This is a genomic window from Nonomuraea sp. MG754425, from assembly GCF_021699195.1.
Classification (GTDB): Bacteria; Actinomycetota; Actinomycetes; order Streptosporangiales; family Streptosporangiaceae; genus Nonomuraea.
Genome location: NZ_SSXE01000091.1, coordinates 22,345 through 36,749, shown reverse-complemented (window position 1 = coordinate 36,749; position 14,405 = coordinate 22,345). Strand labels below are relative to the sequence as shown.

Sequence of the window (14,405 nt, the reverse complement as noted above, 5' to 3'; positions counted from 1 at the left end):
GCTCCGGAGTAGGGCCCGGACGGGGAACCGGAGTGGGGGCCGGGGCCGGGCTGCGGCCGGGGCGGTGCGACGAAGGGCTGGTTGATGGGGCCGGGCAGCGCCGTCGGCACGATCAGCGAGTTGAGCACCTCACGCGCGCTCGGCCGCGCCTCGGGCTGCCGCTCCAGACAGGAGGCGATGATCGAGCGCAGCGGGTCGGGGATCCCGCTGAGGTCCACCTCGTCGCGCCGCAGGGTGATCGCCATCGCGGCGATCGTGCTGCCGCCGAACAGCGGCCGGCCCAGCGCGGCGAACACCATCGTCAGGGCCCAGCTGAACATGTCGGAGGCCCCGGTGACGCGCTCGCCGGAGAGTTGCTCGGGCGACATGTACGCGGGCGTGCCCAGCACCCCGGTGAGGGTCACGGTCTTGTCGCCGAACGACCGGGCCACGCCGAAGTCGATCACGTACGGGCCGTCGGAGCCGAGCAGGACGTTGCTGGGCTTGAAGTCGCGGTGCACGATCCCGGCGTTGTGGATCGAGACCAGGGCCGTGGAGGTGTTGACCGCCAGCCGGGTGAGCGCGCTGCCGTCGAGCGCGCCCGTGGCCAGGACGTGCTGCTGGAGCGAGACGCCGGGGATGTACTCGCTGACCATGTAGAGCCGGTCGTCGCTGATGCCGTGACCCAGCACGCGCACCGTGCAGAACGAGGCCACCCTGGAGGCGACCTCGATCTCGCGCTGGAACCGCAGCCGGGACTCGACGTCGGAGGCGTCCACCGTCTTCATCGTCTTGATCGCGACCTGGCGGCCGTCGTCGTCGACCCCGAGGAAGACCGTGCCCTGCCCGCCCTCGCCGATGCGGCCCGTGATCTGGTAGCGGTCCACGGACCGCGGATCTCCGGGCTTGAGCGGCTGGATGTCCGGCACGAGGCTCCTGGTGGGGGCGGAAACGGATAACCCGATCATAGGGCTACACACTCCACCCCGGCAGACGACCGCACCCGCCCCCTGCCACCTCCCAGGGCGTGCGCCCGGGACCGGGCGCGACACCCCGGGGGATGCCGGACGGGTCAGCGGGTGAAGTCGACGCGGCTGTGGTCCCCGGTGACGATCACACCGCTGTTGCCGCCCCCGATCGCCACGGACCGCTCCCCTGAGGCGGTGACCGCGGCGCGCGGCAGCATCGCGGCGACCTCCCGCCGCACCAGGGAGTCGGCCAGGAACGCGGCCGCGATCGCCGCCCGCAACGCCGCCCGGGACGACTCGTCGCCCGGCCCGGCGGCGGCCACCCGGCCGATCACCTGCCTGGCCCGCTCGTCGCCCCGGCCGAAGACGCGCCGCAGGATGCGCGAGCCGCGGGCCGCCTCGGCGCCGGCGGCGTGCTCGCCGGTCCCGGCCAGCACGCCGGTGCCGTAGGCGTCGATCGCCGCCGTGACGTAGGGCATGACCTCGTCCGCGGTGTCCATGCGAGCCTCCCGTAGGTCCTGGTGGAATGACGAGATGGTAGCTCCGGAAGCTCCCGCGGCGCGGTGGTTCGCAGGCGGCGTCTCCCGCCGTTCGGCTCCGGTCTGTCAGGCGAACGCGGCCCGGTGGTCGTGGGCCCAGTTCGCGTAGGTACGCGCCGCACGCCCGAGCACGGTCGCCACGTCGGGGGTTAGCCGGGCGTTCCCCCCTTCGGCGATGCGCCGCTGGCCGTGTGTCGCGGCCTCGGCGAACTCCGGGTCCTGGCCGGCCGCGATCATCTGCTCCTTCGCCACGTCCGGTGGGACGTCCACGATCTCGATCGGGCGGCCGAGCACCTCGCGCAGGACCGCCACCTGGCCGGGCATGCTCAGCAGTTCGGGGCCGGTCAGCGTGTAGGTCATGCCCGCGTGCTCCGGCCCGGTCAGCGCCGCGACCGCGACCTCGGCGACGTCGCGCGGATCGATCACGCCCTGGACGCCGTTCCCGGTCAGGTTGGCGACCGGCTGTTCCGCGCGGATCGCGGCGGCCCACCGCAGGGTGTTGGTGGCGAAGCTGCTCGGTCGCAGGATCGTCCAGGCCGCCGGGCCCGCGCGCAGCGCCCGCTCGCCGGGCAGATGCCAGTCGCCGACCCGGAAGCCGGCGCTCTCGCCGGTGCCGATGGCCGACAGCTTCACCACCCTGCTGACGCCGTGGGACCGCATGGCGTCGAGCATCGCCAGGTCGTGCCGCTCGATCCACGGCCCCGGCGCGCTCAGCAGGAGGACCGCGCCCGTCCCGGCCAGGGCGTCGTCGAGGGAGTCGCGGTCGTCGAAGTCCCCCCGTACGACCGGGACCGGCAGGCGCACGCGTCGCGGGTCGCGCGCCATCGCCCGGACCGGCTCGCCGCGCTCGGCCAGGATCCGGACCACTTCGGTGCCGACGGTGCCCGTCGCACCCGTGACAAGAATCATGCCGAGTACACTGCCGCCCCGCTGCGCTGCGGAGATAGGAAAAAACGGCAGGCCGTAGAGTGACCGGCGTGGACGCGATGATCCCGACGCCCGTGCTCCGCCCGTGGATCTGCGACGTGACGCTGCTGCGGCCCGGCGGCGCGGCGCCGCTGGTGCACCTGCCCGACGCCGCCACCGCGCTGGTCTATCGCCGGACCGAGTCGGGGGAGGGCGACCTGTGCGTGGTCGGTCCGCGTGGCCACGCCTCCTACCATCCGGGCAAGGAACTGGCGATGTGCGTCCGGGTCCGGCTGCGTCCCGGCGCGGCCAGGCCGGTGTTCGGCGTCCCGGTCAGTGAGCTGCGGGACCGGGTCGTCCCGCTGGCCGACCTGTGGGGTGATCGCGCCGTCCGCCTGGAGAGCCGGCTCGATGCGCTGACCGCTCCCGGCCCGATCCTGCGGAATGTCGAGGACGCGCTGCTCGACAGCCTGCGCGGCGCCGTGGACCCGCGCGACCGGCTGCTCCGCGAGGCCGCCGAGGCGTTGTCGACTACCGGATCCAGCACCGGGTCCAGCACCGGGTCCAGCACCGGCTCCACCACCGGCGAACGGGTCGCCGCGCTCGCCCGGCGGCTGTCGGTCAGCGAACGCCACCTGCGCGACCTGTTCACCGACCGCGTCGGCTTCTCGCCCAAGCGCTTCGCCCGCGTCCAGCGCGTCCGTACGGTGCTGGCCCGCGCGGGCTCCGCGACGTGGGCGCGCCTGGCCGCGGACACCGGCTACTACGACCAGTCCCACCTGGCGGCCGACTTCCACGCGCTCATGGGAGTGTCACCGGCCGCCTTCCGTGCGGGCCGCCTGCCCGCCGGGACGCCCTGCGCCACGTGATCCATCGGGGGCGGCGACCGAGACGCGCGACCGGTCAGAAGGTCACGGTCATCCCGCCGTCCACCGGGATGGTCTGCCCCGTCAGGTACGAGGCCGCGTCGCTCGCCAGGAAGACGACGACCCCCGCCACCTCCTCGGGCCTGCCCCACCGCCCCAGCGCCGTGCGCCGCCGCAGCCACGCGGCCCATTCCGGGTCGGCCGCCAGCGCCGCGTTCACCTCGGTGGCGAACGTGCCGGGCGCGACCCCGTTCACGGTGATCCCGTGCCGGCCCAGCTCGGCGGCCAGCGAGCGGGTCAGCCCGTCGAGCCCCGCCTTGGCGACCCCGTAGCCGACGTCGCCGGCCCGTCCGAGGCTGCCGATCACCGAGGAGACGTTGATGATCCGCCCGGGGGCGCCGCGCCGGACGAGGTCGCCCGCCACCAGGCGGCTCAGCCCGAACGCCGAGACGAGGTCCACGTCGAGCAGCCGCGCCAGCTCCTCGCCCGTGAACTCGGCCAGGCCGCGCCTGTCACGCCGGCCCACGTTGTTGACCAGCACGTCCACCGGCCCGCCGCGCTCGGCCACGTCCCGCAGGGCGCGGCCGGCCGCTTCGACGTCGGTGACGTCGAAGGCGGCGTACTCGGCCTGCAGCTCGCCGGCGAGGCCGGCCAGGCGGCCGGGGTCGCGGCCGTTGAGCACGACCCGGGCGCCGGCCCGCGCCAGCCCCCGGGCCATCGCCAGCCCGAGGCCGCGGCCCGAGCCGGTCACCAGCGCGGTGCGGCCCTCCAGTGAGAACCCGTTCATGGTCACCGCTCCTCCCACTGAAACACTCGTTTCAGTATGAAAGGGTAGCGGCGTGACGGATTCACGTCGATCACAGCTTCTCGACGCGGCCTACGACTACGTGCTGGCGCACGGGCTGTCGGACATGTCGCTGCGCCCTCTGGCCAAGGCGACGGGCACGAGCCCGCGGGTGCTGCTGTACCTGTTCGGCTCCAAGGACGACCTCGTACGCGAGATCCTCGCCAGAGGCCGCGAGGAACAACTGCGGATCATCGCCTCCGTGGCCGCCGAGGGCGGCGGTTACGACGAGGTGGTGGCGCGGGTGTGGGCGTACGTGTCGGCGCCGGAGCGCCGGGCCGCGATCCGGCTGTTCTTCGAGGCGTACGTGGCCTCGCTGCGCGCCGACCCGGGGCCGTGGCGCGACTTCGCCCGCCAGTCGGTACAGGACTGGCTGCTGTTGCTGACGGACGCCCAGCCCGGCGTGCCCCCGGCCGCGGCCGAGGCCCGTGCCACCCGCACGCTCGCCCTGCTGCGCGGCCTCCTGCTCGACCTGCTGGCCTGCGACGAGCCGCACCGCCTGGCCGCGCCCTGAGAGACCCGGCACCGGGGGCGACGGGCGGGGCCGTGGGAGCCGGGGGCATACCCTGTCCGATGTGCCTGCCCCGTACCTCACCCTGAACACCGTCGTCGAGCACGAGACCGAGGCGCGGCGCTCGCGGTTCCGCTGCGCCCTGGCTCCGGCGCGCACCGTCGAGGAGGCCGCGGCCTTCATCGCCGAGCGCCGCCACCGTCACGCCGACGCCAGTCACAACTGCACCGCGTACGTGATCGGGGAGCGCGTGCAGAAGGGCGACGACGACGGCGAGCCCGGCGGGACGGCGGGCACCCCCATGGTGCAGGCGCTGGTGGGCAGGGGGTTCAGCGACGTGGTGGCGGTGGTGACGCGCTACTTCGGCGGCACCCTGCTGGGCGCGGGCGGGCTGGTGCGCGCCTACGGCTCGGCGGTCACCGAGACGCTCGACCGGGCCGACCCGGTGCGCATGGTCCCGGCCAGGCTCGTGCGCGTGGCGGTCGCCCACGACCAGGCCGGACGGGTGGAGAACGACCTGCGGGCCTCCCGGCACGCGGTGCGGGAGGTGACGTACGCGGGCGAGGTGACGTTCGCGGTCGCGGTCGGGGACGACGAGGTGGACGCGTTCACCGACTGGGTGGCCACGCTGACGGCGGGGCGGGCCCGCGTGCGGATCGGCGACGCCCTCCATGTCCCGGCCTGACTCCCGGCCGCGCCGGTGCGGTGTCAGCCCTCCAGCGCGTACTGCATGACGCGGAACTTCGCCTGCGCCTCGGCCAGTTCGGCCGCCGGGTCGGAGTCGCCCATGATCCCGCCGCCCGCGAACAGCCGGGCCCGCCGCCCCTGCACCAGCCCCGAGCGCAGCGCGATGCCCCACTCGCCGTCGCCGTTGGCGTCGATCCAGCCGACGGGGCCCGCGTAACCGGCGCGGTCCATGCCCTCCAGTTCGCGGATGACCTGGATCGCCGTCGCGGTCGGGGTGCCGCCGACGGCCGCCGTCGGGTGCATGGCCGCCACCACGTCGAGCACCGACGCCCCGTCGGCCAGCCGCCCGGTGACGTGACTGGCGAGGTGCTGCACGTTCGGCAGCACCAGCAGTTCCGGCTCGTCGGGCGTGGTCAGCGCGGAGCACAGCGGGGCGAGCGTCTGGCGCACGGAGTCGATCGCGCACTCGTGCTCGTGCCGGTCCTTCTGCGAGGCGAACAGCGCCGCACCGCGCGCGATGTCGTCGGCGGGGCCGCTGCCCCGCGGGGTGGTGCCCGCCAGCACCAGCGACTCGATCTCCTGCCCGGTACGCCGGATCAGCAGTTCGGGAGTGGCGCCGACCAGCCCGGCGACCGAGAACGTGTAGCACTCGGGGTAGCGGGCCACCAGCCGGGACAGCAGCAGCCGCACGTCGATCGGCCGCTCGGCGGTGGCGACCAGGTCGCGGGCCAGCACCACCTTCTCCAGCTCGCCCTCGCGGATGCGCCGCGCGGCGCGCGCCACGACGCGCTCCCACTCGGGCGCGGTCAGGCTGCCGTCGCCGTAGCTGATCCGGCCCGGGTCGCGGACCGGGGTGAACGTCTCCAGCGGCGTCTCGCCGATCGTGGTGAGCCAGGCGTGTCCGTCGCGGCGGGCGAGCACGGCCCGCGGGACGACGAGGACGGAGCCGCGGGCGTCCTCGTCGAAGGTGAAGCTGCCGAAGGCGACCGCGCCGGAACCGGGGGAGCGCACGTCGTCGTGCACCTGCGCTTCTCCGAGCACGGTGGCCAGCCACTGACGGGCCCAGGCGAACCGGCCCGGACCCGGCGGCACCGTGACACGGGCGGCCTCCCCCCAGCCGACGAGGCCCTCACCGTTCCTGATCCACGCGTAGGGCGCCGTACGGGGGAGGGACGCCAGCAGGTCACCAGGGTCGCCGACAAGGGTGGTGCGAACCGGTAGCGGGCGGGTTGTTCCGAGCGCGACACTCACCCAAGACACTCTATGCGGGAACTGAACACGTTCGACTCTGACCCCCGTGAATGAGGGGTTACCGGCAATGAACCCAGAAAGGACAGGATGGCCACCGGTATTGGACCGGACCAGATTGAGTCTGACCTGTCAAGCGGCGATATGAAGTCGGTCCTGAACTGACAGACCTTGCCCGCAGGTCATAGTGGGCCGCCGGTCGCCTCCCTACCTTGGTGCGCATGATCGCTCGCCTGGGGCCCGTCCTCGCCGCCGCCGTCGTACTCACCGCTTCGGGCGCGTTCACCGCCCCCGCTGCCGCCGCCGCGCCGGCCCAGCCCGCGCCCGAGGTCATGGCCGCGCTCGGAGACTCGATCTCCGCCGGCTTCAACGCCTGCGGCTGGTACGTCTCCTGCACCGCCCGCTCCTGGTCCACCGGCGACAGCCGCGAGGTGCGCAGCCATTACGGACGGCTCGCCGAGCTGTCTGGAACGCTCCACAAGCACAACCTCAACTACGCGGTGCCCGGCGCGACCAGCGCCGACCTGCTCGGCCAGGTGAAGAAGGCGATCGCGGCCAAGGCCGACTACGTGACGATCCTCATCGGCGCCCAGGACGCCTGCACCCGCACCGAGCAGGCGATGACCCCGGTCGACACCTACCGCCGCCGCCTGCAGAGCGCGCTGACCGAACTGCGCGCCGGCATGCCCGGGGCCAGAGTGCTGATCGCCAGCATCCCCGACGTGCGGCGGCTGTGGCGGGTCGGCAAGGACCACGCCCTGGCCCGTACGTTCTGGGCGGCCGGGCGCATCTGCCAGAGCATGCTGGTGCGGCCCACCTCGACCCGCTCCGCCGACACCGAGCGGCGGGCCAGGGTGCGGGCGCGGGTGATGGCGTTCAACGACGCGGCGGCGGAGGCCTGCGCCGCGTACGGGCCGGGCTGCCGCACCGACGGGGGCGCGGTGTTCTCCTTCCCGTTCACCCTCGACCACGTCAGCAAGTGGGACTACTTCCACCCCAACACCGACGGGCAGCAGGTGCTGGCCGAGCGCACGTTCGAGCGTGGTTTCAGCTGGATCGACCCCCGCTGAGCGCGGGTCAGACATCCCGTTAGCGGCACTGCGCCAGCATCGTCGCCCTGTCGGCCGAGGTGACCGGCACGTCGTACTTGAGCGCCACCTGGGCCCATCGGGTGACGTAGGCGCAGCGGATGTCCCGCCGGGGCGGCAGCCAGTTCGCCGGCCCGGCGGCGTCCTTCTGCTCGTTGGCCCGCCCGTCCACCGGCAGCAGGTTGAGGGGGTCGTTGGCGAAGTCGAGCCGCTTCGACATCGTCCATCGGGGCGCGCCCATCCGCCACCCGTAGTTGAGCGGCACCACGTGATCGACCTGCACCTCGGCGGCGTTGTCCTTGCGCCAGCGGATGTGCCGCCCGGTGTAGGGGTCGGTCAGCTCCATCGAGACGACCTCGCACCCTGATCCCGCCCGTAATCTCACGTTCCGTCCGTCGCGGGCCAGGAGGTCGTCGCGGGTACGGCAGCCGTTGCGCGCGTACGGCACCCCGGTCGCGTCGTCGGCCCAGTTCGCCCCGTAGCGGGTGCGGTCGTAGCCGGTGTTCGGGCCGAGCCGCTGCACCCGCAGCCGCTTGATGAGCCTGCGGGCCTGGGCCTTGTCGGCGTTCGAGACGAGAGGGGCCAGGCTCGGCAGTGTCCCGCTGACGTTGCCGAGCGGGCTGGCCGCCGTGGCGGGCTGGGTTCTGGCGCTGCTGATGAAGGAGACGACGACGATGGCTCCGGCCAGGACCGCGATCGTGTCCTTGGTGCTCAAGCGGGCCTCCGTGAGGTCCAGGTTGTCTAGAGAGATTCCCGGCATCGCCCGTTTTGACACGGTAAGGGTTGTGTGGCGGGTGGCCGCCGGTCCCCTCGCGAGGCCGCCGACGCACCTCGGGCGCGGTCGCGGGCCGCGTCCGACCCGGCCGGAAGGATGACCGCGTATGTCGCTGTAACCTGCACCGTATGACTGATCGTCCGATCGACCCGGACGTCGATCTGCACGTGCCGGCACAGCGCGCCGAGCTGCACTGGCCGGTGCTCGCCGCGATCGCGGCCGGCGGCGCGCTCGGAGCCCTGGCCCGCTACGGGCTGCAGACGGCGCTGCCGACCGGCCCCGCCGACTTCCCGTGGGCGACGTTCCTGGTCAACGTGTCGGGCTGCCTGCTCATCGGGGTGCTCATGGTGGTGATCACGGAGGTGCGGCAGGCCCACCGGCTGGTGCGGCCGTTCCTGGGGGTGGGGGTGCTGGGCGGCTACACCACCTTCTCCACCTACGTGGTGGACGTGCAGCGGGCGGTCGCGGCGGGCGCGCCGCTGACGGGACTGGTCTACCTGGCCGCGACGATGCTCGCCGCGGTCGCGGCGGTGGTGGCCGGCATGTGGCTCACCCGGCGGGTGGCCGCCAGGGCGGGTGCGCGGTGACGGTGCTGCTCATCGTGCTGGGCGCGGCGGTGGGGGCCCCGCTGCGCTACCTGGCGGACCGGGCGGTGCAGGCGCGGCACGACACCGTCTTCCCGTGGGGGACGCTGGCGGTCAACGTCTTCGGGTCGGCGGTGCTGGGGTTCCTGGCCGGGCTGCCGGCGGGCGGCGGGCTGATGGCGCTGGCGGGCACCGGGTTCTGCGGGGCGCTGACGACGTACTCGACGCTGGGCTACGAGACCGTGCGGCTGGTGGAGGAGGGGGCGCGCTTCCACGCGGTCGCCAACGCGCTGGCCAGCGTGGTGGCCGGGCTGGGCGCGGCCTACTGCGGGGCGGCGTTCGCCCAGGTCCTGTGAGCATTCCGGCCGCCGGAGGGTGACCCGGGTCCCGCGTGCCCGGCCGCCGCGATCACGACGGCCCGGGGTCACGGGGTCTTCGGCAGGGCGGTCACGGGCACGGGGGCGGCAGGGCGGGCGCCTCGGTGCGGCGCGCCGCCTTGGCCTCGCGGCGTCGCAGCAGGTCGGCGAGCAGGTCGTCCCACTGCGCGCCGACGGCGTCCACGTCGTACGCGCGAGCCGTCTCCACCGCACCGGCGGCCAGGTCGCGACGTAGCCGCTCGTCCTCGATGACCTGGATGATCGACTCGGCGAGGTTGGCGTTCGTCCGCGGCTTGACCAGCAGGCCGTCCACCCCGTGCGTGATCATCTCCTTGGGCCCGTGCGGGCTGTTGAAGCTGACGATGGCCAGCCCCTTCGCCATGGCCTCCAGGATCGTCATCGGGAAGCCCTCGTGCCGCGAGCTGAGCGCGAAGATCGACGCCCGCTCCAGTTCGGCCCCCACGTCGGCGGTCGGGCCCGGCAACTCGACCTTGCCCTCCAGGCCGGACTCGGCGACCTGCCGGGCGAGGTTCTCCTCCTGCGGCCCCGCGCCGAAGATGCGCAGCTTCCAGTCGGGGTGCGCGGCGGCGACCGTCTCCCAGGCGGTGATCAGGCGGTGGAAGCCCTTGATACGGGTCATCCTGCCGACCGCCACGACCACCTTGGCGTCGAGCTTGGCCAGGCCGCCCGCCATCGGCGGCACGGCGTTGGGGATGCGGGTCAGCTTGCGCGGCTGCTTCGGCAGCGTCTCGCGGTAGTCGCGCAGGTCCGCCTTGGTGAGGGTGACGAGCGCGTCGAGGCGGCGGTAACGCCACTTGATCAGTTCCTGGATGGCCTCCGGTTGGGTGCGCAGAGCCACGTGTTCCTGCCCGACCGTGATCACGCCGGGCGAGGCTAACTGCGCCACCGCGAGGTTCAGCCCCGGGCGGGTGGCCATCAGCACGCCGGTGTCGAGCGAGCGGATGTAGCGGGCCAGCTTCAGATCGGTCCACAGGTTGAAGCGGTGGTAGGCCGACTCCTCCTTGGGGATCAGCCGGCTCGGCAGCTTCGACAGCAGCGCGCGCACCGGGTCGTGGCCGGGGTCTATGCGGTCGTCCAGGAACCGGAACCGCACGCGCGGGTCGATGGGGAAGAACGGTTCCTCGGCCTCCCGCAGGATGCTGACGATCTCGACGTCGTGCCGCTCGGCCAGGTAACCGGCCAGGTTGAACACCGTCCTGATCGTCCCGCCCATGCCGTTGGCGTGCAGCAGCAGGATGCGTACCCGCTCGGTGGAGGGCGGCGGCGCGTTGTCCGCCTTGCGCCGGTTGTATCCCCGGTAGAGCCGACGCATCGCCGACTTGCCCTTGCGTGCCAGTGCGCGCACCTGACGAATCCCCCTTGGGTCGTGGAAGAAGTCTCAATACACGTGACCGGCGGTGAGAACGGTCGCCTCACCACCGGCTGATGATCTTTCCTCGGAGGAGTGCAGTCTGTTCATCCCCGATGCACTAACCGCTCCTATGATCTATAGACGCCGGAAAGGTGACTAAGGTTGCATACGGGGCCGACGTCGGAGGTCGGGAGTGTGCGGCGGAGCCGCGGCCAGCAGCTCAAGCGCCACGTCGATGGCCCGTTCCAACTGCGTGTCCACGCCCCTGGCGTAATCCTGCGGGGTGATGTCCACCTCGATGTCGGGATCGGTGCCGTAGTTCTCCACCTGCCAGCCGCCGTCGTCGAGCACGTCGTCGAAGGCGAAGCTGAACTCCGGCTGCGTCGTCACCGTCCCGTCGGCGAGCGTGTGCCGCGGCCAGATCCCGATCACGCCGCCCCACGTGCGCTTGCCGACCAGCGGGCCCAGCTTGAGCAGCTTGAAGGTGTGGCTGAAGATGTCGCCGTCGGAGCCCGCCCACTCGTTCGTGATCGCCACCAGCGGGCCGCGCGGCGACTCCGGCGGATACGGCTCCGGATCGCCCCACCGCGGGTAGTCGTAGCCGAGCCGCCGCCTGGCCAGCTTCTCCAGCAGCAGCGCCGAGACGTGCCCGCCGCCGTTGAAGCGCACGTCCACGATCAGCGCGTGCCGGTCGTACTCGGCCAGGAAGCCGCGGTGGAACTCCCCGAACCCGTCCGTCCCCATGTCCGGCACGTGCAGGTAGCCGATCCGGCCGCAGGACCGCTGGTGGCAGCGGGCGCGGTTGAGGTTCACCCAGTCGCGGTAGCGGGCGGGCCGCTCGTCGGCGAGGGCGCGCACGGTGACGGTGAAGATCCGCCTCCTGCGGCGCAACGTCAGCTCGACCTCCTCGCCGGCCTGGTTGACCAGGCGCTCGTTGGGCGTGGCCGCCACACCGATCGGCGCGCCGTTGATGGCCAGGACCGTGTCACCCGTACGGACGTCGAGGCCGAGCCGGTTCAGCGGCGAGGTGGCCTTCGGGTCCCACGGGTCGCCGGTCACGACGGCGCCGATGCGGTAGGCGCCGCCGCGGTGGTCCCAGTCGACGCCCAGCTTGCCCTGGCTGTAGTCGGGGCCGGGGCGGTACTCGCCGCCGCTCTCGTAGGCGTGACTGGTGGCCAGCTCGCCGTGCAGCTCCCACAGCAGGTCGGAGAACTCGCCCCGGGTCGTCACCCGCTCGACCAGCGGCCGGTAACGGTCGTACACGGCCGGCCAGTCCACGCCCGCCATGTCCTCGGTCCAGAAGTTCTCCAGTTGCAGCCGCCACGCCTCCCTGAACATCTGCCGCCACTCCGCCTCCGGGCAGACCGACACCTTGATCCGCGACAGGTCGATCCACCCGTCGGCCCGCCCGGTCTCCTCCTCGTCGCTGGGGGTCTCGCCCGCCTTGACCACCCGCAGCCGGTCGCCCGCCCGGTAGAGCAGCGTCTTGTGGTCGCGGCCCAGCTCGAACCCGGAGACCTCCTCGGCGAACGTCTCGCTCTCGCCCTTGGCGACGTCGAACAGGTGCAGCGTGCCCTCCCCCTCCAGCGGGCTGGTCAGGATCAGCACCTTGCCCTTCAGCCCGGCCACCCGCTCGTAGCGGCCCTCCACCAGCGGGAACGCGGTCACCCTGCGGGCCAGGCCGTCCACCTCGACGCGCAGCGGCCCGGGATCCTCTTCCTCCTCCTCGTCCTTGTCCTGCAGCGGGCGGGCCTGGGGCACGAACGGGTCCGGCACGTCGGCGCGCAGCGCCACCGCGTACGGACGGGTGCCCAGCGGGAAACCCAGGTCGAACTGGAGCTGGTCGTAGACGGGGGAGAAGACGCGCTGGCCGATGAAGTACAGGTAGCGGCCCAGCGGGTCGAAGGCCGGCATCGAGTCCTTGAGCACCGGCTCGCTGGCCTGCGCCGTGCGGCCGGTCTCGGGGTGGTGCAGCTTGATCGCGGTGGTCTGCGAGTTGATCGGGCTGGCGTACGCCAGCCAGGCGCCGTCGTGCGACCAGGCCGGGTCCTCGGGCGGACCGTGCGGGTTGGCCTCCACCAGCTCGGCCCGCCCCGTGGCCAGGTCGAGCAGGTGCAGCTCGTCGCGGTGGTTGACGACCGCGACCCGGTCGTGGGCGGGGTCGGGCACCAGGTCGTTGACCCGGCCCAGCCGCGCCACCTCCGTGCCGGGGCCGCCCTCGCCGCCCTCCAGGATGACCAGCCGTTCCTCGTCGCCGTCGTCGCTGGCCGCCGCGATCAGCCGCACGCCGTCGTTCAGCCAGGTCAGGAAGCGGTAGCGGACGCCGTCGGGGGAGCCGTGCTGGCGGACCGGGCCCTCCCAGTTCGCCATCGCGTACGCCTTGCCGCGCGCCGTGATCGCCAGCGCGCTGCCGTCGGGGCTGAGCGTGGCGCTGTCGAGGTAGTCGGCGGCCTCGACGAACCTGCGGTTGCGCTGCGTCATGGAGCTGGTGATGCGCACCTCCAGCCGGCGCGTCCGCTCGCCGGGCTCCAGCACGTACACGTCCGCGCCCGCGTGGTAGACCAGCCGCACGCCGTCGCCCGACAGGTTGCGGGCGTAGTAGTCGTCGTGATGGGTGTGCCGGAACAGGTCCTCGCCGTCGGGGGTGCACGAGTAGACGTTGCCGACCCCCTCGTGGTCGGAGATGAAGCACACCCGGCCGCCGCTCCAGCACGGCGAGGCCAGGTTGCCGGGCAGCCTGATCAGCCGCCGGAACTCGCCGTCGCCGTGCGGGTCGATCCACAGGTCGCCGACCGTGCCGCCGCGGTAGCGCTTCCACCGCGCCGGGTCGGCGGTGTTGCGGCCGAGCACGATCATGTTCTCCGGCCCGTACGCGATCGAGTTCGCCGGCCCGTACGGCAGCCGCTCCGGCACCCCGCCGGGCGCCACGCGGTGCAGCCAGTTGTGGCCCTCGAACGGCTGGGACTCGTCGCTGGCGTACACGATCCGGCCCTCGGGGTCCCAGCCGGTCACCGTGCAGCGGGCGCCGTGGAAGGTGACGCGGTGGGCCGCGCCGCCGCCGGACGGCATCACGTACACCTCTTCCGGGCCCTCCTCGCGTCCGACGAACGCGATCTGGTCGCCGCGCGGCGAGATGCGCGGGTAGCCGGCCTCGGCCAGGCCGGCGGTCAGCCGGAAGGCCCGGCCGCCCTGGGCGGAGACCATCCACAGGTCGTCCTCGGAGGCGAAGACCACCACGTCCTGGAAGACGGCGGGGAAGCGCAGGTAGGCCGGCATGGCAGCTCCCCGTGTCGATACGTGCTGTGCCGGCGGGCCGTGCTCGCCCGCGAGAGGCGTCGCCGGCGGGGCGTGAGGTCGCTCGGGGGGCGCGGGTGGATCGGACAGCCGGGCGATCCGGTTCCACGGCCGTCCGATCACGTCACCGTGGGGTGGCCGCTCAGCTCTCCTCGGTGGTGGTCGTGGGCTGGCGGTTCTCCCGCTTCGTCTCCTTGGCCTGCCGGTTGTTCTTGATGGCCTGCCTCTTGGACTTGCCGGACTTGGCCGCGGGTTTCTTCTTCGTGTCAGCCATTGGAGTCCCCCCTTGTACGGACGAGATGCCCCTGATTGGTGCACCAAGCCCCTTAATACCCATCTATCACCGAATCCGACATACCCCCATCTA

At 72.9% G+C, this 14,405-nt stretch carries 15 protein-coding genes; 6 read left to right on the top strand and 9 right to left on the bottom strand.

Features of this window, described 5'->3' with window-relative positions:
• The 3 genes from FAF44_RS28670 to FAF44_RS28660 form a co-directional block, all read right to left on the bottom strand.
• A partial coding sequence (locus tag FAF44_RS28670) for a serine/threonine-protein kinase (protein ID WP_237106401.1) occupies positions 1 to 908 on the bottom strand: 908 nt, incomplete at its 3' end.
• A 143-nt stretch (positions 909 to 1,051) separates the two neighbouring features.
• The gene (locus FAF44_RS28665) at positions 1,052 to 1,447 is read right to left on the bottom strand and encodes a hypothetical protein (protein WP_237106400.1); all 396 of its coding nucleotides are present in this window, start codon (positions 1,445 to 1,447) and stop codon (positions 1,052 to 1,054) included.
• A 105-nt stretch (positions 1,448 to 1,552) separates the two neighbouring features.
• Positions 1,553 to 2,395, bottom strand: coding sequence for an NAD(P)H-binding protein (locus tag FAF44_RS28660; protein ID WP_237106399.1), 843 nt, complete (start codon positions 2,393 to 2,395; stop codon positions 1,553 to 1,555).
• Between the two features lie 77 nt (positions 2,396 to 2,472).
• Here FAF44_RS28660 and FAF44_RS28655 point away from each other — a divergent pair, with 77 nt between their 5' ends.
• A complete protein-coding gene (locus tag FAF44_RS28655) occupies positions 2,473 to 3,261 on the top strand; it encodes a helix-turn-helix domain-containing protein (protein ID WP_237106403.1) in 789 nt (262 codons plus the stop codon).
• Positions 3,262 to 3,295: 34 nt separating this feature from the next.
• On the opposite strand, the gene FAF44_RS28650 is transcribed toward FAF44_RS28655, so the two are convergent.
• Positions 3,296 to 4,045 carry an SDR family oxidoreductase gene (locus FAF44_RS28650; protein WP_237106398.1) on the bottom strand — a complete coding sequence of 250 codons (750 nt, stop codon included), beginning with the start codon at positions 4,043 to 4,045 and terminating at the stop codon, positions 3,296 to 3,298.
• 52 nt (positions 4,046 to 4,097) lie between these two features.
• Between FAF44_RS28650 and FAF44_RS28645 the strand changes: the two genes are divergently transcribed.
• Positions 4,098 to 4,616: a TetR/AcrR family transcriptional regulator gene (locus FAF44_RS28645; protein WP_237106397.1), complete on the top strand. Its 519-nt coding sequence runs from the start codon at positions 4,098 to 4,100 to the stop codon at positions 4,614 to 4,616.
• A gap of 61 nt (positions 4,617 to 4,677) precedes the next feature.
• The gene (locus tag FAF44_RS28640; protein ID WP_237106396.1) at positions 4,678 to 5,298 is read left to right on the top strand and encodes a YigZ family protein; all 621 of its coding nucleotides are present in this window, start codon (positions 4,678 to 4,680) and stop codon (positions 5,296 to 5,298) included.
• Positions 5,299 to 5,321: 23 nt separating this feature from the next.
• On the opposite strand, the gene FAF44_RS28635 is transcribed toward FAF44_RS28640, so the two are convergent.
• A complete protein-coding gene (locus FAF44_RS28635) occupies positions 5,322 to 6,551 on the bottom strand; it encodes an isochorismate synthase MenF (RefSeq protein ID WP_237106395.1) in 1,230 nt (409 codons plus the stop codon).
• Between the two features lie 218 nt (positions 6,552 to 6,769).
• Between FAF44_RS28635 and FAF44_RS28630 the strand changes: the two genes are divergently transcribed.
• The gene (locus tag FAF44_RS28630; protein WP_272895136.1) at positions 6,770 to 7,618 is read left to right on the top strand and encodes a GDSL-type esterase/lipase family protein; all 849 of its coding nucleotides are present in this window, start codon (positions 6,770 to 6,772) and stop codon (positions 7,616 to 7,618) included.
• A gap of 19 nt (positions 7,619 to 7,637) precedes the next feature.
• Here FAF44_RS28630 and FAF44_RS28625 read toward each other — a convergent pair whose 3' ends face one another.
• Positions 7,638 to 8,351 carry an HNH endonuclease family protein gene (locus tag FAF44_RS28625; RefSeq protein ID WP_237106394.1) on the bottom strand — a complete coding sequence of 238 codons (714 nt, stop codon included), beginning with the start codon at positions 8,349 to 8,351 and terminating at the stop codon, positions 7,638 to 7,640.
• A 188-nt stretch (positions 8,352 to 8,539) separates the two neighbouring features.
• On the opposite strand from FAF44_RS28625, the gene FAF44_RS28620 reads away from it, so the two are divergent.
• On the top strand, positions 8,540 to 8,998 hold the full coding sequence (locus FAF44_RS28620) for a CrcB family protein (protein ID WP_237106393.1): 459 nt from the start codon (positions 8,540 to 8,542) through the stop codon (positions 8,996 to 8,998).
• A complete protein-coding gene (gene crcB, locus FAF44_RS28615) occupies positions 8,995 to 9,351 on the top strand; it encodes a fluoride efflux transporter CrcB (protein ID WP_237106392.1) in 357 nt (118 codons plus the stop codon). Before FAF44_RS28620 ends, crcB begins: the two co-directional genes overlap by 4 nt.
• Before the next feature lie 91 nt (positions 9,352 to 9,442).
• On the opposite strand, the gene FAF44_RS28610 is transcribed toward crcB, so the two are convergent.
• The 3 genes from FAF44_RS28610 to FAF44_RS55005 form a co-directional block, all read right to left on the bottom strand.
• The gene (locus FAF44_RS28610) at positions 9,443 to 10,738 is read right to left on the bottom strand and encodes a glycosyltransferase family 4 protein (RefSeq protein WP_237106391.1); all 1,296 of its coding nucleotides are present in this window, start codon (positions 10,736 to 10,738) and stop codon (positions 9,443 to 9,445) included.
• A gap of 162 nt (positions 10,739 to 10,900) precedes the next feature.
• On the bottom strand, positions 10,901 to 14,020 hold the full coding sequence (locus FAF44_RS28605) for a S41 family peptidase (protein WP_237106390.1): 3,120 nt from the start codon (positions 14,018 to 14,020) through the stop codon (positions 10,901 to 10,903).
• A 160-nt stretch (positions 14,021 to 14,180) separates the two neighbouring features.
• On the bottom strand, positions 14,181 to 14,312 hold the full coding sequence (locus tag FAF44_RS55005) for a hypothetical protein (protein WP_272895135.1): 132 nt from the start codon (positions 14,310 to 14,312) through the stop codon (positions 14,181 to 14,183).
• Between the last annotated feature and the right edge of the window lie 93 nt (positions 14,313 to 14,405).

Coding starts and splice junctions, on each gene's coding strand:
- FAF44_RS28605 (WP_237106390.1), bottom strand. CDS start 14,020: ATGCCGGCCTACCTGCGCTTCCCCGCCGTCTTCCAGGACGTGGTGGTC.
- FAF44_RS55005 (WP_272895135.1), bottom strand. CDS start 14,312: ATGGCTGACACGAAGAAGAAACCCGCGGCCAAGTCCGGCAAGTCCAAG.
- FAF44_RS28650 (WP_237106398.1), bottom strand. CDS start 4,045: ATGAACGGGTTCTCACTGGAGGGCCGCACCGCGCTGGTGACCGGCTCG.
- FAF44_RS28665 (WP_237106400.1), bottom strand. CDS start 1,447: ATGGACACCGCGGACGAGGTCATGCCCTACGTCACGGCGGCGATCGAC.
- FAF44_RS28630 (WP_272895136.1), top strand. CDS start 6,770: ATGATCGCTCGCCTGGGGCCCGTCCTCGCCGCCGCCGTCGTACTCACC.
- FAF44_RS28660 (WP_237106399.1), bottom strand. CDS start 2,395: ATGATTCTTGTCACGGGTGCGACGGGCACCGTCGGCACCGAAGTGGTC.
- FAF44_RS28620 (WP_237106393.1), top strand. CDS start 8,540: ATGACTGATCGTCCGATCGACCCGGACGTCGATCTGCACGTGCCGGCA.
- FAF44_RS28655 (WP_237106403.1), top strand. CDS start 2,473: ATGATCCCGACGCCCGTGCTCCGCCCGTGGATCTGCGACGTGACGCTG.